Source organism: Natronoflexus pectinivorans, assembly GCF_004345615.1.
Classification (GTDB): Bacteria; Bacteroidota; Bacteroidia; order Bacteroidales; family Marinilabiliaceae; genus Natronoflexus; species Natronoflexus pectinivorans.
Genome location: NZ_SLWK01000005.1, coordinates 142,166 through 165,203, shown reverse-complemented (window position 1 = coordinate 165,203; position 23,038 = coordinate 142,166). Strand labels below are relative to the sequence as shown.

General features: G+C 35.7%; 25 protein-coding genes. 20 read left to right on the top strand and 5 right to left on the bottom strand.

Features of this window, described 5'->3' with window-relative positions; genetic code table 11:
• The first annotated feature begins 67 nt into the window (after positions 1–67).
• A complete protein-coding gene (locus EV194_RS08620) occupies positions 68–484 on the top strand; it encodes a hypothetical protein (RefSeq protein WP_132433636.1) in 417 nt (138 codons plus the stop codon).
• Between the two features lie 5 nt (positions 485–489).
• Here the strand turns inward: EV194_RS08620 and pyrH are convergent, their stop codons facing one another.
• Positions 490–1,197, bottom strand: a complete 708-nt coding sequence (gene pyrH / locus EV194_RS08615) for a UMP kinase (protein WP_132433635.1) — start codon at positions 1,195–1,197, stop codon at positions 490–492.
• Between the two features lie 506 nt (positions 1,198–1,703).
• Between pyrH and EV194_RS08610 the strand changes: the two genes are divergently transcribed.
• From EV194_RS08610 to EV194_RS08590, 7 genes are all read left to right on the top strand, one after another.
• Complete coding sequence (locus EV194_RS08610; protein WP_132433634.1) at positions 1,704–2,855, top strand: HlyD family secretion protein; 1,152 nt, start codon at positions 1,704–1,706, stop codon at positions 2,853–2,855.
• Positions 2,852–5,032: a peptidase domain-containing ABC transporter gene (locus EV194_RS08605; RefSeq protein WP_317128705.1), complete on the top strand. Its 2,181-nt coding sequence runs from the start codon at positions 2,852–2,854 to the stop codon at positions 5,030–5,032. The genes EV194_RS08610 and EV194_RS08605 overlap by 4 nt, the downstream gene beginning before the upstream one ends.
• Before the next feature lie 17 nt (positions 5,033–5,049).
• On the top strand, positions 5,050–5,382 hold the full coding sequence (locus EV194_RS08600; RefSeq protein ID WP_132433632.1) for an HTH domain-containing protein: 333 nt from the start codon (positions 5,050–5,052) through the stop codon (positions 5,380–5,382).
• Between the two features lie 97 nt (positions 5,383–5,479).
• Positions 5,480–5,644, top strand: a complete 165-nt coding sequence (locus tag EV194_RS16895; RefSeq protein ID WP_165921837.1) for a hypothetical protein — start codon at positions 5,480–5,482, stop codon at positions 5,642–5,644.
• A 24-nt stretch (positions 5,645–5,668) separates the two neighbouring features.
• A complete protein-coding gene (locus EV194_RS16890; protein ID WP_165921836.1) occupies positions 5,669–5,839 on the top strand; it encodes a hypothetical protein in 171 nt (56 codons plus the stop codon).
• Positions 5,840–5,888: 49 nt separating this feature from the next.
• Entirely contained in the window at positions 5,889–6,257 is a 369-nt protein-coding gene (locus EV194_RS08595) for a hypothetical protein (protein WP_132433631.1), read from the top strand.
• Positions 6,258–6,317: 60 nt separating this feature from the next.
• Complete coding sequence (locus EV194_RS08590) at positions 6,318–8,216, top strand: carboxypeptidase-like regulatory domain-containing protein (RefSeq protein ID WP_132433630.1); 1,899 nt, start codon at positions 6,318–6,320, stop codon at positions 8,214–8,216.
• A 702-nt stretch (positions 8,217–8,918) separates the two neighbouring features.
• Here the strand turns inward: EV194_RS08590 and EV194_RS08585 are convergent.
• Positions 8,919–9,311 (bottom strand): hypothetical protein, encoded by a 393-nt coding sequence (locus tag EV194_RS08585; RefSeq protein ID WP_132433629.1) that lies wholly within the window; start codon positions 9,309–9,311, stop codon positions 8,919–8,921.
• 434 nt (positions 9,312–9,745) lie between these two features.
• On the opposite strand from EV194_RS08585, the gene EV194_RS08580 reads away from it, so the two are divergent.
• The 12 genes from EV194_RS08580 (at position 9,746) to EV194_RS08535 (ending at position 19,587) form a co-directional block, all read left to right on the top strand.
• Complete coding sequence (locus EV194_RS08580; protein WP_132433628.1) at positions 9,746–11,206, top strand: DUF5687 family protein; 1,461 nt, start codon at positions 9,746–9,748, stop codon at positions 11,204–11,206.
• Between the two features lie 2 nt (positions 11,207–11,208).
• Positions 11,209–11,901, top strand: a complete 693-nt coding sequence (locus tag EV194_RS08575) for an ABC transporter ATP-binding protein (RefSeq protein WP_132433627.1) — start codon at positions 11,209–11,211, stop codon at positions 11,899–11,901.
• Positions 11,902–11,912: 11 nt separating this feature from the next.
• Positions 11,913–12,104 (top strand): hypothetical protein, encoded by a 192-nt coding sequence (locus EV194_RS08570; RefSeq protein WP_132433626.1) that lies wholly within the window; start codon positions 11,913–11,915, stop codon positions 12,102–12,104.
• A gap of 145 nt (positions 12,105–12,249) precedes the next feature.
• Positions 12,250–12,606, top strand: a complete 357-nt coding sequence (locus EV194_RS08565) for a hypothetical protein (protein ID WP_132433625.1) — start codon at positions 12,250–12,252, stop codon at positions 12,604–12,606.
• Positions 12,603–13,076, top strand: a complete 474-nt coding sequence (locus EV194_RS08560) for a DUF2059 domain-containing protein (RefSeq protein WP_132433624.1) — start codon at positions 12,603–12,605, stop codon at positions 13,074–13,076. Before EV194_RS08565 ends, EV194_RS08560 begins: the two co-directional genes overlap by 4 nt.
• A 1,389-nt stretch (positions 13,077–14,465) precedes the next feature.
• Positions 14,466–15,113: an ATP-binding cassette domain-containing protein gene (locus tag EV194_RS08555; protein ID WP_207915963.1), complete on the top strand. Its 648-nt coding sequence runs from the start codon at positions 14,466–14,468 to the stop codon at positions 15,111–15,113.
• Between the two features lie 6 nt (positions 15,114–15,119).
• Positions 15,120–15,320 (top strand): hypothetical protein, encoded by a 201-nt coding sequence (locus EV194_RS17010; protein WP_207915959.1) that lies wholly within the window; start codon positions 15,120–15,122, stop codon positions 15,318–15,320.
• Between the two features lie 17 nt (positions 15,321–15,337).
• Positions 15,338–15,670: an HTH domain-containing protein gene (locus EV194_RS08550; RefSeq protein WP_132433623.1), complete on the top strand. Its 333-nt coding sequence runs from the start codon at positions 15,338–15,340 to the stop codon at positions 15,668–15,670.
• A gap of 98 nt (positions 15,671–15,768) precedes the next feature.
• Complete coding sequence (locus EV194_RS16885) at positions 15,769–15,930, top strand: hypothetical protein (protein ID WP_165921835.1); 162 nt, start codon at positions 15,769–15,771, stop codon at positions 15,928–15,930.
• A gap of 49 nt (positions 15,931–15,979) precedes the next feature.
• Positions 15,980–16,399 (top strand): hypothetical protein, encoded by a 420-nt coding sequence (locus EV194_RS08545; RefSeq protein WP_132433622.1) that lies wholly within the window; start codon positions 15,980–15,982, stop codon positions 16,397–16,399.
• 10 nt (positions 16,400–16,409) lie between these two features.
• Positions 16,410–16,595, top strand: coding sequence for a bacteriocin (locus EV194_RS08540; protein ID WP_132433621.1), 186 nt, complete (start codon positions 16,410–16,412; stop codon positions 16,593–16,595).
• A gap of 739 nt (positions 16,596–17,334) precedes the next feature.
• A complete protein-coding gene (locus EV194_RS08535) occupies positions 17,335–19,587 on the top strand; it encodes a PAS domain-containing sensor histidine kinase (RefSeq protein WP_132433620.1) in 2,253 nt (750 codons plus the stop codon).
• A gap of 223 nt (positions 19,588–19,810) precedes the next feature.
• On the opposite strand, the gene EV194_RS08530 is transcribed toward EV194_RS08535, so the two are convergent.
• The 3 genes from EV194_RS08530 to rpsB all read right to left on the bottom strand — a co-directional run bounded on the left by EV194_RS08530 (position 19,811) and on the right by rpsB (position 22,992).
• Positions 19,811–20,812, bottom strand: a complete 1,002-nt coding sequence (locus EV194_RS08530) for a 2-hydroxyacid dehydrogenase (protein WP_132433619.1) — start codon at positions 20,810–20,812, stop codon at positions 19,811–19,813.
• 469 nt (positions 20,813–21,281) lie between these two features.
• On the bottom strand, positions 21,282–22,109 hold the full coding sequence (gene tsf / locus EV194_RS08525) for a translation elongation factor Ts (protein ID WP_132433618.1): 828 nt from the start codon (positions 22,107–22,109) through the stop codon (positions 21,282–21,284).
• Between the two features lie 28 nt (positions 22,110–22,137).
• Positions 22,138–22,992, bottom strand: coding sequence for a 30S ribosomal protein S2 (gene rpsB / locus EV194_RS08520; RefSeq protein ID WP_132433617.1), 855 nt, complete (start codon positions 22,990–22,992; stop codon positions 22,138–22,140).
• Between the last annotated feature and the right edge of the window lie 46 nt (positions 22,993–23,038).

The following is a 23,038-nucleotide window of genomic DNA, read 5'->3' as shown; positions in this document are numbered from 1 at the left end:
CCTGTTTTAACCATTTATACAAATAGTAAATGTAAAATTATCAATAAAACAGGTTAACTTTGCGGCCATGTGGATAATTGTTTTAAGTATTCTTGCAGCAGTGTTGCTAACACTCATAGCCACAAAGTTATGGGGTAATGGTGCTGCCGGTGAAACAGGGGAGGATCCAGAGTCATTGCCTGATGCCGATTGTTGTGGTGCGCATGAAGTTTGTGATAAGGAAACGCTGCTTTCATCATCTGATGAGATTGTCTATTACCAGGATGAGGAGTTGGATGCTTATAAGAATCGTTTACCCGATTCTTATAACAACGATGAAATTGAGGTTTTCCGTGAGGTATTATACACCATGAATGATGATGAGGTTGCAGGCTGGCTACGCAGCCTGCAACTGAGAAATATTACTCCCCCCATCGCCATTCGTGATGAGGCTTTAATGATTGTGGCCGACATCAGAGATATCATCCGAAAAAGCAGAGTTTAACCGTTTTAAGGATGAACCAAAGTTCCAATTTTCTCACCTGAAAGGACTTTCTTCAGATTGCCTTTCACGTCCATGTTGAATACCATCACAGGTAGTTTGTTTTCCATGCACATGGCCGTAGCAGTTAAGTCCATTATTTTCAGTCCGCGGTTATAAACTTCATCAAAACTGATGGTGTCAAACTTAACCGCATTGGGGTCTTTTTCGGGATCCGCGGTATATACGCCATCTACACGGGTGCCTTTTAAGAAAACATCGGCTTCAATTTCAATGCCTCTCAGCGACGATCCTGTATCTGTTGTGAAATATGGGTTGCCTGTCCCCCCGGCCAGAATTACCACCTCGCCATTTTCAATGGCTTCAATGGCTTTTGGTTTTGTGTAAAACTCGCCCACCGGCTCCATTCTAATGGCAGTAAGCACGCGGGCTTTAGTCCCTTTAGCGTTAAGAGCTGAGGACAATGCAAGTGCGTTAATTACAGTGGCCAGCATCCCCATCTGGTCGCCTTTGTACCGGTCGAATCCTTTTGAAGCGCCACTCAGTCCGCGGAATATGTTTCCGCCACCAATTACAATGCCCATTTCAATGCCCATTTGATGTATCTCGGCAATTTGTTCAGCGTAATCGTTCAGGCGGGTGGCATCAATTCCGTAGCCCTGTTCACCCATAAGCGATTCCCCGCTCAGTTTCAGCAGTATTCTTTTAAATTGCATGGTTTTTTTCTTCAAGTTTCTTGATGGTGCTTCAAAAATAGAGTTTTTTTGTAGTGAAAGGGTAATTTGAGGGTGGTTTTTTTGGGTAAGGGTGTGTTTGTCATTTTTTGCTTTTGTTGTTTTGCTTTGTTGCTATGTTACTCAAGTTATGAATCAATAGGTAGAGATGTTGAGCATTTTAGATATGGTTTGTAAGTCTTTGCGCAATGACTAAAAACAAATATTAACATAATTTAACCCCCCCCCTATATGATTTTTATCACATTTGCGTTTATTTTGCAGCAAATAGTCTTAATAAAACCTTAACGTAGATGAAACCCAAAATTCTGTTTTCTACAAAATTGGACTTGATAATAATCCAGTTCCCGTCTTCATCAAAACCATTGTGTTTTATTCTTCTTCTTTTCCGAATGAATGCCTGCTCTTTAGAATGACTAAATGCATTTACTCATATTCTATTAATCGCAAGTCAATTTTCATTAACTCGTTTTTAATCGGAAAGGAAAATGAAGAAAGAAAACCTATTCCCACCTGAAATTATTGAATTTACTACCGAGGAACATTTCTCTGAAAACAATAAATCTTTTAGCCTAATTTATATTGGGCTTATTGTTGCTATCGTAACAGCTTTTTTATTGCTGCCGGTTATTAAAATCACGGTTAGCACTCAGGCCAGGGACATAGTACGTAGTGTTTCTGAAAATGTTAATGTGCTGACATCAATCTATGGTCAGGTAAGATATTCAAATATCACAGAAGGCAAGTCGATTTCGAAGGGTGATACCCTTTTGGTTTTAAGGTCTGACAGAATTGATGAACAGATTAGACATAATTCTTTTCAAAAAGCAGAGAATCATGAATACATCAATGACTTAAATCACTTAATAGTTGGGGATTATAATCTTGTGAATTCTCCGAGATTTCGACAAGAGATGTCTCAATACAAAGCAAAACTTGATGAGTTGGATGTCTCTTTTCAATTAATCGAAAAGGAGTTTTTGTTGGCAAAACATCTGTTTGATGAAAAAGTAACGGCTGAAATGGAATATGTACAAGCAAAAAATCAATATGAACTGTTTTATTCTCAAATCGAGCTGTTTCAGAAGCAAGCAAAAAACAATTGGATGTCGGAGCAAACAAGTCTTATTCGTGAAAATACTCATATAGAATCCACAATTCTACAGTTGGAAGAAGAAAAGACTCAATATGTTCTAACAGCTCCGGATTCCGGTACACTAAGTCAAACGTTAGGCATTCAATCTAATAGTTTTGTAAGTCCTGGTGTCATTTTAGGGCAAATATCCCCTGATGATGACATTATTGTGGAATGTTATATTTCTCCAAAAGATATCGGGTTTATATTCCCTGGGCAATCTGTCAGGATTCAAGTTGATGCATTTAACTATAATCAATGGGGGCTTATTTATGGCGAAGTTATGCATGTTTCGGAGGACATAATTCTTGATGGTAACAACCCGGTTTTTCGTGTACGATGCAGTATTTTTGAAGATCATTTACTGCTTAAATCCGGGCATAAAGGATATTTAAAGAAGGGAATGACTTTAACCGGACGCTTTGACCTTACCCGAAGGAGTCTCTTTCAGTTACTGTTCGACAAAGTTGATAATTGGTTAAACCCTAAACTCAAAAATTCATAAAAATTTCAGTAAAAGTTAAGCAAAGAGATATTACAGATTGTGGAGCAGCTTGTCTGACATCAGTCGCTTCCCACTATAAATTACAATTACCTGTTGCGCGCATTCGCCAGATGGCTGGCACCGATAAAAAGGGCACAAACTTATTGGGTATGATAAAAGCAGCGGAAAAAATGGGATTTACTGCCAAAGTTGTTAAAGGCGGCACAGATGCTTTACCAAAAATACCGGTTCCTGCCATTGCTCATGTAATTGTAAAAGAAGTTTTGCATCATTATATAGTTATTTACAAAGTTTCAAATGGCACTGTAGAATTTATGGATCCTGGCGATGGACAGATTCATAAAAAATCAATTGAGGAGTTTGAAAAAATATGGACAGGTGTTTTAATGTTACTGGTTCCGGGAGATGACTTTTCTGCCAGAGATGAGAAGATATCTAATTTCAACAGATTTATTTATTTATTGAAACCTCATAAAAGTATAATTACTCAGGCGTTGACAGGAGCTATTATTTATACTTTACTTGGGCTTACCACTTCAATATATATCCAGAAGATTACTGACCATGTTTTGGTAGGAGGGAATACAAATTTACTGAATTTGCTGAGTGTAACAATGGTAGTTCTCCTGTTGTTTCAGATTTTTATTGGAGTATCCAAAACAGTTCTGATGCTTCGAACCGGACAGAAAATTGATGCACAGTTGATACTTGGATATTATAAACATCTGATGAAATTGCCTCAACGGTTTTTTGATACCATGCGTGTAGGTGAAATTATTTCCAGAATAAATGATGCAGTTAAAATTCGTGTTTTTATTAATGATGCTGCGGTATCACTCATTGTAAATGTGTTTATTGTCGCTTTTTCTTTTGGCTTAATGTTTATTTATAGCTGGAAGCTGGCATTGATTATGGCTATTATTATGCCATTATATCTTATCGTTTATCTGATTACTAATAAACTGAATAAAAAGAGGGAAAGGAAATTGATGGAGCAGGCAGCTGATCTTGAAAGCCAGCTGGTTGAATCATTAAACTCAGTAAAAACTATAAAGCAGTTTGGGTTAGAAGAATATGCCAATATTAAAACTGAAACCAGGTTTATTGCTTTATTGAAAACGGTTTACCGTTCAGGAATTAATTCTGTTTTTTCTTCAAACTCTTCTGAGTTTTTAAACAGGGTTTTTACTATTGTTTTGTTATGGGTTGGCTCATATTATGTAATTAATCAAAGCATCACGCCGGGAGAACTTTTGTCTTTTTATGCGATTCTCGGGTATTTGACCGGGCCTGCGACCGGACTAATTGAAATGAACAAAACCATCCAAAATGCATTGATTGCAGCTGATCGTTTGTTTGAAATTATGGATTTGGAACGAGAGTCGGAGGAAAATAAAATAGAGTTAAGAAAAGATTTACTTGGGGATATCAGGTTCGATAATGTCTGTTTTAGTTATGGAACCCGGGTAGAAGTGTTTAAAGATTTTAATTTAATGCTACCATTAGGCAAGATGACGGCCATAATTGGGGAGAGTGGTTCCGGAAAAACCACTTTGGCAGGATTATTATTAAAATTGTATCCTTTAAATGGTGGTGCTATCTATATTGGGGATCATCATATCGACTATTTTACAAACCAAAGTATGAGGAGTATAATTTCCAGTGTTCCTCAAAAATTAGATCTGTTCGCCGGTAATATAATTGATAATATTGCTGTAGGAGAGTTTCATCCCGATATGGAAAGCGTATTGAAGATTTGTAAACAATTGGGAATTCTTGATTTTATTGAGAAGTTGCCCGCAGGCTTCAATACTTACATAGGAGAAAACGGGGCGACACTGTCCGGAGGCCAAAAACAGAGATTAGCTATTGCAAGAGCTTTATATGTGAATCCCGAAATATTGATTCTTGATGAAGCAACTTCTTCACTGGACTCAGAGTCAGAACATTTTGTTCAGAAAGCTCTGGAGTCATTAATGCATGAAGGTAAAACCATTATTGTAATTGCTCATCGTTTAAGCACGGTTATGTATGCCGATAAAATCGTTGTTTTGGAAAATGGCGTTTTAGCTGAAGAAGGAACACACTCAGAATTATTTTATAAAAAAGGCAAATATTACCAAATGTGGCAAAGACAATTGCCCGTGTTAAGTGATTTGATTAATTCAGATGTTTAACTTTAACCGATATAACTATGAACTTTATCAGACAAATAGAGAGGTTTCAGGCCCTAAATAAGCTTATACACCAACAATGCACCGGAACCCCCGATGAATTAGCAAGCAGGCTTGGTATAAGCCGACGACAACTCTATGCACATATAGAAGATTTAAAAGTACTCGGTTTGGAAATCAGTTATTCCCGTAAGCTGAGTTCATTTTATTTTAATGAAAGCAAACACTTAAAGATTGAATTTAATCTTGAAGTATTAGAACCGGAAGAAAATATTAAAACTTTTGGTGGAAAATTATTAAATTTATTTCCGTGCTTTTTTTATGCACGGAACGAAACTAATTTAGCAGTATGATTGGAGTTTCTGACATGCCGGCTAAAACCAGAAAGTTTCCATGATTGGGAGATTGCCAACGCCCGGAGAAGGTTGGAGATTTTGAGAAAATTAAAAAATGAACGAAATAAAAGATTTAGTTATTATGTCGCATGATGAAATGCGCATAGTTGATGGAGGCAGCCCTATGAGCCAAAAGATCTTTTTTTATTTAGGGAAGGCCGCTCGAGCCATTGTTGATTCACATGCTGATGCGCTCCAAAATGGAATGATTCTTTTATAATTTATAACTTTAAAATCTATATTTATGAATACTTTAGATAATATCGATTTGATTTTTTTGGACGACAATCAATCAGAGCAAGTGAATGGAGGTATAAAGGGTTTAGCCCTTGCTGTGGGGTTGAGTCTAGCTTACGATATAGTTTCTGATTGGTCAGCAAATGTTGCGGCTTTTAAGGCAGGCTGGAACTCATAGTTATACATATTGGGGGAATAAAATTTCCCCCAAATTTAATAATTTCAGAATGAATCGTTTTTTTTATGTGCTTATTGGTCTTTCTCTTGGAGGAATCTCTTTGATTTTGCACTTTTTTTATCGTCCATATATTTATGGAAACGGATTAAATGACTTTTACTTTTCAGACGTTTTCCCAAGTTTATTTGCTACACCAGCGACAGTATTCTTCTATTTCGGATGGTCGCGAAGACAAATTTTGACTAACGAGATTATTATATCAATTTATAGCGGGTTGGTTGCTTATGAACTATTTTCTCTTATTGGTGTGCATAAAACTTTTGATTTTCTTGATATAATTGCGTTAACTATCTCAATGATTTTTTTATTGTTATTACCCGAAAGTCTAAAAAAGAAAAAAAATCAACGTGAATATTAATTAAGACTCTCTTAATTAGTTTACAATTTAAAAAGACAGCCTCCATTCATGTTATGAAGTATGAGTAGAAAAATTATCTGTGTATTTTTATTTGTCTATATTCCGTTATCAGCTATTACGTTAACAGGAATTGTTGTTGATTCAGAAACGGACAATCCTCTCCCTTATGCAAATATTGGATTGAAAGGCACTCGTTATGGGACAATCAGTAATTTATCGGGACACTTTGTATTAAATATTCCAGATGAACACATAAATGAAGTTTTAAGCTTTAGTTATATCGGATTCGAAACAAAAGAATTGCCGGTTTTATTGTTATTAGACGATAAGGTTGTCCGGTTGGAACAATCTATTGTCAATTTAATGGAAGTAACAATAATGCCAGACAGCACTCTACGTTCCTTCTTAAGAAGGGCTTCACGCAAGATTCCCGAAAATTATACTTCCTCAAATTCTATACTCTCCGGATTTTTCAGACAAACACTAAACGATACAGAAAACTCAAACAATCTTCATTTTATAGAGACTCTGATTGAATCCTTTAAAACTCCCTATTCTGACAGGAGAGACGGAACAGTAAAAATTATCAATTCACGAAAATATGTTTCAGAGAAAGATTTTTTTCCTTCTTTGTTTTATGGAGGAACGCATGTTGCCCATATTCAGGACATGGTTAAATACAGATCAAAAGTGTTAGAGGGACATAAAAACTATAATTATCAATTATCCGGGATAATAAATTTCAACAACAATAAGGTATATGAGATCGCATTTACCCCGACAGAGGAATCAAAGTCTGAAATTCAAGGACGTCTTTATATAGATATACACAGTCTTACGTTTGTCAAAATTGATTATGAGTATAATCAAAATGGGCTTGATAAAAGAAACCAAAGTCCAGCCTTAAGAAAACTAAATTCAATTGAAAGAAAGGGTACTGTGTTGTATGATCAATACAATGGTAGGTATTTTTTAAAATCCGCACATGGGTCGGAAACCTTTCAGGACGAGAATGAAAGGAGAATTATTTCTGGATATGAATATGTTACTTTTAAAATTGAGACGGATAACGTTTCTAACTTCTCTTATCGGGATCAGGTCTCTGAAATGCATATCCCGGCTTTAGAGGCTGTTGATTATAAAAAATCTGACTGGAAAGATTATAACGTTTTGACACTACCTGGTGATGTAAATATGGTAGATACCATACAGGGCTTTAATTTACTTAGTTCTAAATCAAAAAGGCCAAAATCATTTAAGCAAGGCTTTGCGAATATAATGCGTAACATAGAATATGGTATTAATGTCAGCTGGATTGATTTTGATGCTCCCGGGGGAGATTATGTTATGGAATATGGAGACTTGGATTTCTACAAACATCGAAATCAAAAACATGGCGCCTTATTATTCAAAACTCATGTAGGTTATAGGATTAATAAACAGTTTTATGCTACTTATAACTCTGCAGAAAGTCTTGATAAAGAGTTCTATTATAAATATTATTATTTAGGTGGTCGTTATTACCTTCCTTTAAAAACCATTGGAAATCAAGTGCTCCTGAATATTGATGGAGGATTATCATGGCAAAATATGGGAGTATCATTGGGTGAGGAGCGGTCTTATCAATCCTTTTCTTTTGGAGGGAGGCGATTAAATGCGGACAAAGTAGAAGCCTATACCGGTTTGAGGGGCATTGGTTTTAAAGGAGGAGCGGGTCTATCTTATCAGGTCTCTTCTCTCTTCCATATCGAGGTTGGCTCTAATTATTTGCATCCAATATCGATGAAAGATGTGGCCATCTTAAGCGAAAAATCCGGATTCTTACTGTTTCGCAAATCAGCTTATGAGGAATTATCGAATACGGAAATCAATTATAGAATTAATGATGTACGCCAAGAAACAAGTGGACTACGTCTTAGCGGGTGGGGATTCTCAATTGGCATGAAGATGATGTTTTAAATTTTTTTCTGGACTTTTTTCCGCAAGGATCGAAACTAATTTAGCAGTTATAGCAACAATTAAACTCTTAAGCGAGTTTGTATATGCCAAAACAACTGACCATTCAAGTTTATTGCTTTCCGGAGATTTAATGCCATTGCTATTCAGTTTAATTGCTGCGGGTTTTGTAGCAGCGTATTTTACTTATCGTTGGGGTAAAAAGAATGCCTAGTTTAAAAATAATCGAACTTGCCAAAAGAATCTCCTTTTGGTAAGAGATATAAATTAATTCATATGGAAGCAATACTCTTAATTCTTCTTTTTCTTATCTTTGATATAATCCTATTGGGATATTTATCGAAAAAATATAGCATTAAACCTTGGCAAGCAAGAAAGTTAATCAAAGCATGGTATAAAGAATATTCAGCAGGTTAATAGATGCTCAGATTTTATTAGCAGAAGTTATATTTTAAATTTTCTGGATGACTGCTCAGTTTTCTGTAACTGATTGTTTTCTATTCATCTTGCAAAAATCTTAACCTATTTATTATGAAAGTACTATTTCAATTCCTTACCGTTTTATTCCCTGTGTCGGCATTAGTTATAATTCTTTTGGGGATATTTTTTTTGAAAATCAGCACTTAATGAATTTGGGTATATTATTAATTATACTATTTCCAATTTTGTATTATATTGGAAGAACAAAAAAGAGAAAAAGTAACCCTAATAACAATAGCAGGTAATTATGTTTAGAGGAAGAGATCTTTTTTCAGAAATAGTATATTCATTTTTTATCTCTATTGTTTTAATAGCATCTATTATTAACCCCAAGGATGATTTTTGGGCTATGGATATATTAATAGGACTCATTGTATCATGCTTGTATATTATTTGGCTTGAAACCTCCACCAAGAGATTTTCCATATCACCATTCACGATTATAGATCCTTCTAATAGGCCATTGAAGGTATATACGTTATTTTTGAAGCAATTCCTTGATATAAAAGCTGCAATATTTATATTACTATACATTGCAATTTCGATATTTGTAAATAATTTTGATTTCAATATGATGTTTAATAGGCTGGTTTTACTTGGGGTAACCGGTGTATTCATATCATCGCTCTATCTTTGTCTGATATTTTATAACATCAACACAAAAAACTATCGTTATTATTTTTTATTTATGATAGCACTCCCGGTTGTGTTTTTTTCTTTTGTATATGCAGTTTTTAAGATAGAAGTCCCGGAGTTATTTTTGATTTATCCGCCAAGTGTTTTGTTGATATGGGTTAATGATCTTGAATGGTATGGATATTTATTGGCTTTTATTTCATTCGCAATATCTATGACTAGCGGGTATGTTTTGATTTGTAAATTAAGAACAAGGTTTAACTATAAGTTTAATTAATAATATTTCAAAACTTTTATGTTTGTTTGATTTTAGGCATATGTTAAATCAATTGGCAAGCACGTAATTTGTTTATAATAAGGCATTTGTCTAGCATATGAATTTCTAAAACTCTAACGTTCTATTGATTTTAATATCTATGCTTAAATTATTCTATCATCAATGGTTAGCAGCCAGACGATCTTTGTATTGGCAAAAAAGTGTCTTTCTAAATATATTGTTGGGAATTGTTGGTATTTACATATTGCTAAACTTTGTAGTAATTGGCTATTATGCCGATGAATTGATCCAATCCGTTTATCCTGTATCTGACACAATCAATCATTTCACAGGGTTACTATTGTTTTATTTGATATTTGATTTTTTTGCGCGGTTTATGATGCAAAAATTCCCCAGTTTAATTATTCAACCGTATCTGACATTGCCAATTAAAAAGCAAAAATTAATTCATTATCCCATTTTAAAAAGCATGTTAGGTCTTTTTAATCTATTGGGGTTGTGTTTGGTTATACCGTTTTTTATAAAAGCTGTAGTGCCGTCTTACGGTTTTGCTTTCTCAACAGTATGGCTCTTTTCGGTTTTAGCACTAATTTTTTCCAGCAACTTTATTGCTTTTACTGTAAAAAAGAAATTCTCATCAAATCCTGTTTTTATTATTTCGTTTGTCCTGTTTTTGGGCGTGGTGTTGTATGTAAATTTCGGAGAAGTTTACAATTTATCGAGTCGCTTCTCTGCGGTTCTTCTTTTTATTTCCGGTAAGTATTATGGGATTTTTTTTCCAATATTACTTTTGGTAGTTAGCTATTTTACGGCATACCGGACGTTAATGAATAATCATCGTCTGGATGATAAAGCTGAACCATCTCTAAAGCGAACCTCAGGTGCGACCTTTTTAGATTATTATGGCGAGACTGCTGGAATTCTGCTTGTTGAGTTAAAGATGATTGTGCGCAACAAAAGACCAAAGTCAGCATTGTTATATGGATTGTTGATGATCCCATACGGTTTTCTTCTGTATAGTTTTAATTCAGATGATTATTTACTGCAGATGTTTATTGGTTTTTTGATTATTTCAGCATTAGCAATGCCTTATGGTCAGTTTGTGTTCTCATGGCAAAGTTCTTGTTTTGACGGACTGATGGCGCATAATGTAAATTTGCATAGGTATGTAAAATCAAAGTTTTTTGTTTTTTCTGTTTTAGCAGTGGTGTCTTATATTCTGTCGCTACCTTTTGTTATTAAAAATGAACAGATGCTTACAATACACCCTGCAATGTTGCTTTATACAATCGGTATTTCTTCGAAACTGATATTGTTTTTTGGATGTTTTAAAAGCAAACCGATTAGCTTGGGGAAAAATCAGATGTTTAACCATGAAGGAGTTAGTTTTGTGGATTTTTTGATTATTCTACCTGTATTAGGGCTTCCAGCTTTATTGTATGCGGGCTTTGTTGTGTTTGATATAACCGGGTATTTTATTTACGGACTTGGGATTATTGGGATAAATGGTATTGTCTTGAATCGTTTTATGTTGAGTTATATAGTGAAATTGCTTATCCGGCGCAAGTATAAAATAGGTATGGGATTTAGAAGTAAATAGATATGATAGAGTTAATAGATTTACAAAAAGATTACAGCAACAAAACTGTGTTGGCTGTAAAACAACTTGAGATTTCCAGTGGTTGTTTTGTAGGACTTGTAGGTAATAACGGAGCAGGTAAAACCACGATGTTGAGTTTAATTCTCGACTTAATAAAGTCAACATCAGGAAAGGTTCTATTAAAGGGTAATGATGTTGCTAAAACGGAAAATTGGAAAACATATACCGGGTCTTATTTAGGCGAGAATTTTCTTATTCCGTTTTTAACTCCGGTTGAGTATTTGAGTTATATTGGGACTCTCCATGGAAAGAATAAGGCCGATTTGGATCTCTTTTTATTAGAAATATCGGGTTTTTTCTCAAATGAAAGCATGGAAAATAAATATATACGGGATCTTTCTTTGGGAAATAAAAACAAAGTCGGGATTTTAGCCGCCATTTATACTTCCCCCGAACTATTAATACTTGATGAGCCGTTTGCCAATTTGGATCCCGGATCGCAATCATGGCTAAAACGAAAATTAACTGAACTGAACCAAAATGGTGTTACTGTTTTAATGTCAAGCCACGATTTAAAGCATGTTACCGATGTATGTTCGAGAATATTATTATTAGACAACGGCAATATTATTAACGATATAAATGTTCAGAAAAATGTTTTGGTGGAGTTGGAATCTTATTTTAATGTTCATTAACTTTTGGCCATATGAATACAAAGGCTTCATTCTTTATTAACAAAACTCAAATAGTGATTGATATATTTATTGTTTTAGCATTAATAAATTACTTTGTAAAGGTACTCCCATATCAAGATGTGTTAATTGGTGCTGCAATAATATTGGGCTCAGTGAATTTTTTCCTCAATGCAGTTTTTGCCAGGAAAAAGGACAAAAAATAGAAGGCATTTCATTTTAAGAATCATAATACAAACCAGTTAATTTTTAACAACAAAAAGAGAGTAATACACATTTGTTCTGCATGTAGCTTATGTTGCTGCATGCAGAATATTTAAGGTGCAAATGTTGATTTTAAAAAACATTAATATGAAGGAAAAGAGAGGTTCATTCAATGATCGTGTTCTTATAATCTTACAAAATATATTGGCTGTGCTGCTGCTGCTAATCGCTTTATTAACAGCAGACAATCTTTTGAGCTTTGCAATTATCTTTATGGGTGTGACAATTGGGACAAATATTGCTTACTTTTCTAAAAAGCGTGGTTTGGCTGTTTCTGAGAATCATCTAAAAAAGTGGATTGTTGTGCCTTCTGTTTTGTTATTATTAGCAATACTGTTTATTTATCTCGATCTAAATGCTGTTTGGATTGGCGCTTCCATAATACTGCTAATTATTGGTGTTGTATTTTCATTTCTGGTAATTAGCAACAAATATAAAAAATGAGAACTAAAATTATTTTATTCGTCGTTGTTGTATTGGTTGGTTTTAGTGCCACCTCGCAAAACAGCAATGAATTGAATCCGGAAATCATGAGGTTTCTTGAAGTTAACGGATCTTCGGCCGCCTACGATATGATGTTTGAGCAGCTTACCATGCAATTAAAGCACATAGCCAGTAGCACTCCTGATTCAGTTTGGCAGCAAATTAAATCCAATATTTATGAACCCAAACTTGATGATTTAATTCATCTTACAAGTGAAATCTACTTAAAACACTTCACCATTGAAGAAATTCAAGCGATGACTAGTTTTTATGAGAGTCCGGTTGGTAAGAAACTTGCAGGATTAACCACTCAAATAACCATGGAGTCAATGGGTGTATCACAACAGTGGGCAATGGAAGTTTTTCAAAAAATGCAACAACACCTAACTGATGCTGGGTATATTAAACCCAGCCCGTTTGTGCAGTATTAGGATATAAACAGAAAATTCAATTAGTTTTTTATCGGTTTCACTTAGGAAAGACTCTTTATGTTACAGAGGATGGCTCAGCCCATTCTCTGTAACACTTTTGTTACAAAAACATCGGAGTTGTTTATTTGCTGACTTTAATTTTCATTTATAATGTGGGAGTATATACTCACCTAAAAAGCATAAAATCATTTGCTCCTTTGTAAATGATAGTTTAATCATCACAATTATCGTACACAATTGGTAATGCTGAATTTTTATTAATCCTGGCTTTTTATTTATGGTTCAAATTAAAGATTTTAATATTTCCGGTTTGATTCATGCCATATTGTTTTCACTTTTATTTACTATACAATAGTTCGTTAAACTTTAAGCGGCCTTAGTGCCGTATAATATAAGTTATTTGGCATAATTCTGATTTTTGGTAGAGTATGGGTAAATACCAAACACGTCAAAAAATCGCTCAAGCATTAATATGTTATGATTCATTGCTTTAATATCAGACATAGAAAATGAACCTCGTTATTTTTTTGGTATGCTTAACCAATGATTTGTTTTCGTAATATTGATTGAAGATAGCAAATAGCGAAGCATTGAACAGAGAATGCAGCTTATTCTCACTTCTTGCTTGCGAGTCATTCAGCTCTGTGCGTTGCTTGCCATCTTTCTGGGTATTCCACGTTTCTAATCGGATCAGTAAAAGTTTTTTAAAACCAAGCATCGGCAATCAAGTATTTAGAAATGGAGGTTAGAGAATCTTTTCTATCGGAAATTATTTTGCCATACCAATCTGACAAGGATTGTTTTTCTGAGTTAAGGGTTTGTATAGCTTCAAGATGAAAAGCTGTGTGATTATCAATAGCTGCTAAATCACAAATTCCCAAGCTCCATTTGGAACTGTTGGCACAGCCAGATCAATACCAATTAACGCCGAGAGTTTTTTCCGGATTTGCTTACATAGCATGAGTCAAAGGCGATGGCGTAATGACGGCTACCCAGTGATAGGGTTAACTCTGAATTGAATGTAAGAAAATCAAAAACTTTTTTAAACTGTTGGCGGTATCGTTGTTCTTATATTTACCATATCTTGGAAACCGAAGGAAGTAATCCGTCCCCGAATAGACATAAATTGGGTAAGTGTTTCTACAACAGGCACTTTTTGTCATTCGTTGAGGGTAGACAATTTTTCTAACATGCCGTTTATTAGCTCTTTGTAAGGATTTTTGATCCTTGAGAGTCATATTTTTTTATAGTTTAAAGAATTTATTAAAACGTAGATTCCTCGGGTTGTAGACAAGCGACTTAGCTGTCTTGATTGTTAAAAAACAATGCTTTATGCCGAAGGTTTAACGAGTTGTTGACTAAACGTAGTCATATTAAAGTATAATTGTTATGAAAAGAAAAACGATTTTACCTTTTTTAATTTTCTCCATATTTATGTTTCTATACCTATTTTGTTTGGTTTATTCACAATCAATTATTATTTATGAGGCTTGTAAATTTCTTTTTATTACTCCAATCGTCTATTTGCTAAGTTATATGTTTAGCTGCAATAATATTAAAATTGCAATATATGTATCTAGTGGTCTAATAATAGGCTTCTTTATGGTAAGAGAAATTGAATTAATGTTGCTGTTATTCAAAATATATCCGTTAAACGGTGGTGCGGTCTATATTGGTGATCATCATATCGACTATTTTACAAACCAAAGTATGCGGAGCATAATTTCCAGTGTTCCTCAAAAACTAGATCTTTTCGCTGGAAATATAATAGAAAATATTGCTGTAGGAGAGTTTGAGCCTGATATGGAAAGTGTATTGAAGATTTGTAAGCAATTGGGAATTCTTGATTTTATTGAGAAGTTGCCCGCAGGCTTCAATACGTACATAGGAGAAAACGGGGCGACACTTTCCGGAGGCCAAAAGCAAAGATTAGCCATCGCAAGAGCTTTATATGTGAACCCCGAAATTTTGATTCTTGATGAAGCAACCTCTTCACTGGATTCAGAGTCAGAACATTTTGTTCAGAAAGCGATGTAATCCTTATTGAACGACGGTAAAACTATTATTGTAATTGCGCATCGTTTAAGCACGGTTATGTATGCCGATAAAATCGTTGTTTTGGAAAATGGCGTTTTAGCTGAAGAAGGGACACATTCAGAATTATTTTATAAAAAAGGCAAATATTACCAAATGTGGCAAAAACAGTTGCCCGTGTTAAGTGATTTGATTAATTCAGATGTTTAACTTTTACCTGTCTAACTATGAACTTTATCAGACAAATAGAGAGGTTTCAGACCCTAAATAAGCTTATACACCAACAATGCACCGGAACCCCCGATGAATTAGCAAGCAGGCTTGGTATAAGCCGACGACAACTCTATGCACATATAGAAGACTTAAAAGTACTCGGTTTGGAAATCAGTTATTCTCGTAAGCTGGGTTCATTTTATTTTAATGAAAGCAAACACTTAAAGATTGAATTTAATCTTGAAGTATTAGAACCGGAAGAAAATATTAAAACTTTTGGTGGAAAATTATTAAATTTATTTCCGTGCTTTTTTTATGCACGCAACGAAACTAATTTAGCAGTATGATTGGAGTTTCTGACATGCCGGCTAAAATTAGATTACTTCCATGATTGGGAGGTTACCAACGCCCGGAGAAGGTTGGGTTGATATTAACTAATTTCGTTATGAATAATTTGGAATTAAAAGAACTTAGTGTTCAGGAAATGAAAGAGGCCAATGGAGGTTTTGCACTTAGCTTATTGTTATGGGTAGTTTCTACTATGGCTGTATCCTCAATAGATAATCCAGACGATTTCTGGGAAGGTTATCATTCTGTGAGGAAGTAATAGTTTGAAGAATACGTTAAGTTAAGCATTTATTAAATTAATCAGAATTATGAGTTTTTCAGAGTTCTTGGTCACAAAAAAAGTAGTTGCATATAAATTTACTGATTTTAGAAATAGGATTCTATTGGTAATTATAATAGCTGGGATGCAATATGTCCTTTTTTATATTACCCGGCAAATTCAATATGAGATCCGCCCAATTTATTCGAATTGGTTTTTGGATTCTCTTCCAAGTCTTAATTTTGCACTTGGTTTACCATTTGTTTTGTGGATGATTTCAAACTTCAGTTATTTAAAATCATTAATACTTAGCTTAATTGTAAGTTTTACTCATGAGATTCTAAGGTTTGTTGATGGAGGAATTCCTATTGATCCAATGGATCTCTTTTTTGCAATCATTGGCACTTGGATATCGTTAGTAGTTTATCTCCTAATTTGTCAAGTGTTTAGTGTTAAAAGTAATCAATAAATTAATAGTTATGAATAAAATCATTTTTGAAGAAATCAGTGTCACTGGATTAAATATTAAAGAGTTATCACAAATATCCGGGGGCGGAAGAATTGCAAGATGGTCTGGAATGCTAGTTGGTCATCTTCATAACGCTTGGGACGCTTTTGTGGATGGACACAGGGCTGCAAATTATGATGGGTTTGTTTTTATGTAGATGAAAATTATAGAACCGATTAAAATTTAGAAACATTAGGATTTTTGATCGGTTCTTTTTCCTACTACTTTAACCCTTATAGAGCAAATTTGCAATTCGTAGTTATAATCTATTATAATGATTTGATCCAAACAATAGCGAATCTCAACAGCTGTAAAAATCCATATCAGAGCAGAAACCGGAATTGTTTAGATATTGTATAAAGGGCTAATTGGGGTGTTACAGTAAGTATAGAGGCACGAATTGCAAATCTTTCGACCACTCATGATTGCAAATTCGAGGCAACGGGTTTCGAAATGTCTTTGATTACAAAGATATTGTAGCACTTAAAATTTCCGGAGTAACACTTCTGTTTTTACCTAAAAGCATTAGAAATAAGGTTAATTAATCAATACTTCTCTTTGTTTAGCCTATAAGCATTCCAGACAAATTCTGGAAGGGTTCTCAACCCTGTGAGGAAGCAATATATTTAGAAAATTAGGTTAAGCCCCACTAACACTACCTCTTAGTGCGGAGTGAACTTTTATTACAGATTTATTTCTTCGTTTTTTGATTTAGTTTCTTCCTTTACTCTTTAGTTGAAAACAGATCTGCACCTACTAACTTCTTCTATGGCAAAAAATCTCTTGTTCTCTTTTCTTGATTTATAAAAGCAAAAATATTATATTGTTTTAGAATGTGCTGTTCTGTCAGTGACAGGCTTATTGGTAGATAATTTCATCATTTAATTTAGGGTAGGGTGTTCAGTGATAAAAAACATACGGAACTTTTCTTCAATTCTGTTATTGAAGAGTCAACCGAGGGCATTGTGATTACTGATGAAACTGGTGCGGTTGTTGTATGGAACAAGCAACAGGAGAAGAACACCGGGATTTCGAGGGTTGAAGTGAAGGATAGGGGAATTTGGGATGTATATGGAAAACTAAATGTCTCCGACTATCCTTCTTTTAAAAGGATTGAAAAAGAATTTAAGGAGATATTGAAAACAGGTATCATTACTGAGCAAAAAATTCCGGAAATAACTCTGATACAAGAAGAAAAACCACTCATTTTTCAACAAAAACTATCGGTTATAAATACTGCAGATGGTTTTTGCTTAAAGATTGTATGGGTTAATATCAGCCGTGTTCATAAATTAAAACATGAGATAATTGAAGCCCAAAAGTCATGGGAAGATATTTTCAATGCCATTGGTCACCCGACCATGTTGTTGAGTTATGACAAAAGAGTGATCAGGGCAAACCGGGCTCTGCAAAAAAAGACCGGTAAAACAGAAGAGGAATTAATAGGACGGGTTTGTCAGGAGTTCTTTCATTGTGGATGCACCCCGGAGGGTTGCCCATTTAAAATGGCATGTGAAAATAATGAGCATGTAACCTCAGATATGTACATTGAAGCCATGAATGGCGTTTATATTGTGTCGTGTACACCGGTGAAAGATCAAACGGGACAAACAAAAAACATCCTTCATATAGCAACTGATATTTCCAGTCACAAAAAAATTGAGGACGAACTAAATGCTGCTAAGTATATGTTTCGTTCTATGATTGATAAAGCTCCTTTTGGAGCTCATCTATATGAGTTATTGCCTGATAATAGTTTGATTTTTACAGGAACAAACCAATCTGCCGATAAAGTTTTAGGTGTTGACAACAGTCAGTTCATCGGAAAGACCATTGAAGAGGCGTTTCCGAATCTTGACGATCCTGATATACCATCGATTTATCGAAATGTTGCCATCAGCGGAGAACCATGTAAGTTGGAGCAACTTCACTATTCTGATGATAAAGGTATTTCTGGGGCTTTTGAAATATGGGCTTTTCAAACATCTCCCCGGAAAATGGCTGTTTTGTTTCATGATATAACTGAAAAGAAGAAGTTAGAGGATATGATGCATTCAAGAGAGCGGCGATTCAAAGAGCTGATCAAAAACTCTTCAGACATCATTTTGGTTCTCGATCAGGAGGGGAATCAAATTTTTGTAAGCGATGCAGTAGAGAGAATCCTTGGATTCACCGCAGAGGAACTTACCGGAATACCTGTAATAGATAAAATGATCCATCCGCATGACATCGATGAGGTGAAACGTGATTTTCAAAAAACCATAGAAGAGGGATTCGGTGTTGCCAGATACCGGCACAAGCACAAAAATGGAGGATGGATTCATTTAGAATCCTGGGGGTCTAATCAGTTGCAGAACCCGGATATCAATGGTGTTGTATTTAATGTAAGAGATGTCACTGAGCGAAAGCAAATTGAGATGCAGTTAGTGGATGCAAAAGAAAAAGCTGAGGAGAGCGACCGTTTAAAAACTGCATTTATTCAAAATATGAGCCATGAAATAAGAACCCCAATGAATGCAATCATGGGTTTTTCCAGCCTTCTTTCGGAGTATTTTGATGAAAAGGAGAGCCTGACTCATTTCTCAGATATTATTAATCAAAGCTGTTTTGATCTGCTCTCGTTAATTAATTCTTTGCTTGATATATCAAAGATCGAATCCGGACAATTAAACATCAATAAAGAGCCATGTAATCTGGATGGACATTTTCAAGAGTTATCGGTTTTCTTTTCAGAATATACCAGAAGAATTAACAAAGAAGATGTTCAATTAAAGTTTAATGTTTGCCAAAAGTTAATAAACCAGCAAATAAATCTTGACAAAGTAAAAGTTCGTCAAATTCTGATAAACTTAATTAGTAATGGTTTAAAATATACGGAAAGGGGATATGTTGAATGTGGCTGTAGCGCCAATGTTAAAACACTCTCATTTTATGTGAAAGACACCGGAGTGGGAATTCCTCCCGATAAGCATGATTTCATATTTGAACGCTTTAGCCAGCTGCAATCGAAAACTGTTTATGATGCCGGAGGAACAGGCTTGGGGCTTTCTATTGTTAAAGGGTTAGTCAAATTATTAGGCGGAAAAATTTGGCTTGAGTCTGTTCCGGATCAGGGTTCTACCTTCTACGTAGATCTGCCGTTAGATTAATTCACTTAACTGCGAACCCAATACTTCTGCGCTTTTTTTGGAAACAAATTCGTTCAACTTCGGCATGTCGGAAATCATGTGTCATTAGTTTCTATCATGATTTGATATATATGATGAGGTAGTGATGGAAGAAAACCCTGGTTATGCAGATTCCATACATTAGTGGATAGCGATTCTATATGTGGAAAGCACACCTAGTTTAGAGGTGCATTGCACCTCTAAACTAATTTTCACTTTTTACCTCATTTTTCAACTCATTGCCTTCTGCAAAGTCCGTAATATTCTCATAAGTAGTGGTGGTAATTTGCTCCAGTGCTTCGTGGGTAAAAAAGGCCTGGTGGGAGGTTATCAAAACATTTGGGAATGAGATTAATCGCATGATTAACTCGTCTTCAATGATGCTTTCAGAGTGATCGTGAAAAAAGAGGTTCTCCTCTTGCTCATAAACATCAATGCCTAAATAACCAAGCTTGTGCTTTTTCAGAGCTTTAATGGCTGCTTTGGTATCAACCAAAGCTCCACGGCTGGTGTTGATAATCATCACGCCGTCTTTCATGACTTTAAAGGCATCCTTATTAATCATGTGTTTTGTGTCTGAGTTGAGCGGACAGTGCAGAGAAATGATGTCAGATTGCCTGAAAAGCTCATCTATGGAAGAGTATAAAACGCCTTTTTCTTCTAGATTAGAGTCGGGATACAGATCATAAGCCATAACCTTTGCTCCAAATCCGAGACATATTTCGCAAAATGCTTTGCCAATTTTACCGGTACCTATTACACCTATGGTTTTCTGATGAATGTTAAAACCCGTGAGTCGTTCGAGGCTAAAATTACCTTCACGCACACGGTTGTATGCTTTGTGCGTTTTTCGGTTAAGCGTAAGAATGAGAGCCATGGCATGCTCGGCAACAGCGCTGGGCGAATATGCAGGCACACGTACGACCTTAATGCCTAAATCCTTTGCAGCTTCAAGATCAACGTTGTTAAAACCGGCACATCGTAAGGCAATCAGTCGTGTTCCGTGGTTTTTTAAATATGTCAGTACGGTTTGGTTTATCTGATCATTTACAAACACACAGACAACGTCGTAACCTTTGGCCAGTTCAGTGGTGTCCTCGTTGAGTGCTGACTTAAAATAGCGGATTTCGATCTCTGACTGGGGCTTGAAGCGTTCAAAATATTCTTTGTCGTAGCTTTTTGAACTGAATAAGGCAATTTTTGTCATAGTATCAATGAATTTGTTTCACAATCATTTTAAACGAAATGCCGTAGAATTAAACTTACCACTATTTGTTGGAAAAGTAAAGCAGGGATGCAGATAATTGAAGTTTGCCTGTTTTTGAATGAGGGGAAGATATACTCATCAAATATGTAACATTGCGCACCTACGGAGCGCTATGACCCCGGATTGTTTGTTCTATCAACATCTGCCATCTACGATGGCGCTTATGCGAGATACCTTTTTGAGTGAAAATGTAATGTTTATTGTTGCGCCCTCGTAGAGGGCGAATGTTGATAGCAATGAATTGTGGTATTAGAATGTGCACCTCGTAGAGGTGCAATATGCTCTTGTATTCCTTTTGAAAGTTAACCGTTATTGTAGCAGATTTCATCCACACACCATGCCAGAAGATCAATTAACAAAAAAGGCAACCATTTCCGGTTGCCTTTTAATTGATGGTATATCAAAAATCTTAGTTGCTCAATGAGTAACGTTTGAACTCTGTAACTGTAAGATCTTTGTTTGTTTGTTGCAGGTACTCACGGATGCTGATTTTTCCGTCTTTAACAAATACCTGGTCAAGCAAAGTGCTTTCTTTGAAGAATTTGGCCAAACGTCCCTGTGCAATCTTGTCAACCATATTTTCAGGTTTTCCTTCCTGACGGGTTTGTTCTTTGGCAATTTCCAATTCTTTCTCAACAATTTCCTGGGGAACTGAGTCTCTGTCAACCGAAACAGGGTTCATAGCTGCCACTTGCATGGCAACATCTTTCCCAATTTGGGTGTCAATACCAGCCTGGTTAAGACCAACCAAGGTTGCAAGTTTGTTTCCAGGGTGAATGTATGCAACCACTGTGTCGGCGTTAACCACATCAAAGTATGGTAAATCCAGCTTTTCGCCAATTACACCAATTTGCTCGGTAATAACGTCTTTAACTGCAATTCCATTAAGTTGCAATTCCTTTACCTCTTCAAGAGTTTTGGCATCGCTGGCAATTGCCAGGTCAAGAATTGAATCGGCCAAAGCAATGAAGCTTTCATTCTTTGCAACAAAATCAGTTTCGCAGTTAAGCACCACGATGGCACCTTTTTTATTGTCGGCAGTGACTTTAGCAAGCACTACACCTTCGGTAGCTTCACGGTCTGCTCTTTTGTTTGCAACAGCCTGACCTTTTTTACGGATCAGATCCACTGCTTTATCGAAATCGCCGTCGGCTTCAGCAAGAGCTTTCTTGCAGTCCATCATTCCGGCACCGGTCATTTTTCTAAGTTTGCTTACGTCTGCAGCAGTAATAGCCATTTTTGTCTGTTTTAAAGATTAATTTAAATTACTCTTTGTCTTCGGCGGTTGCATCTGTTGCTTCGTTACTCTCTGTTGCTTCAACAGGTTCTGCATCCTCTTTGCGGGCTTTTACCCTTGCACGGCCTTCACCTTTTTTAGCACCTTTTGCAGCATTTTTTTCTTTTGCAGCAGCGGCATCATTGTCCTTGTCAACTTTTCTCTCGGCCAAACCATCTTTAATGGCTTCGGTCATTGCACCTACAACAAGTTCAATTGATTTTGAAGCATCGTCGTTAGCCGGAATCAGGTAATCCACGTTGCGAGGATCTGAGTTGGTGTCCACCATTGCAAAAACGGGGATGTTCAATCTCACAGCTTCTTTCACGGCAATATGCTCTTTCATAACATCTACCACGAACATAGCAGCTGGAAGACGGTTCAAATCTGCAATACTACCAAGGGTTTTTTCCATTTTGGCTCTTTGACGTCCAATTTGGAGTTTTTCTCTTTTAGAAAGACTGGTCCAACTTGGCTCATTCATCATGCGGTCGATGGAAGTCATCTTTTTTACCGCCTTGCGAATGGTTGGGAAGTTGGTAAGCATACCACCCGGCCAGCGCTCAACTACGTAAGGCATGTTCACTGACCCTACTTTATCGGCGATGATATCTTTGGCCTGTTTTTTAGTGGCAACAAATAATATTTTCCGTCCTGATTTAGCAATTTGTTTCAGAGCTGCAGCTGCTTCGTCAATTTTTACGGCAGTTTTATGCAGGTCTATGATATGAATCCCGTTGCGCTCCATAAAGATGTAAGGCGCCATGGCGGGGTTCCACTTTCTTTTTAGGTGACCGAAATGTACTCCGGCATCCAGTAACTGTTGAAATTCTAATTTTGGCATTTTAATTTTTTTAAGTCGTTTACATTCTGTTTCAGGCAACCGGTAA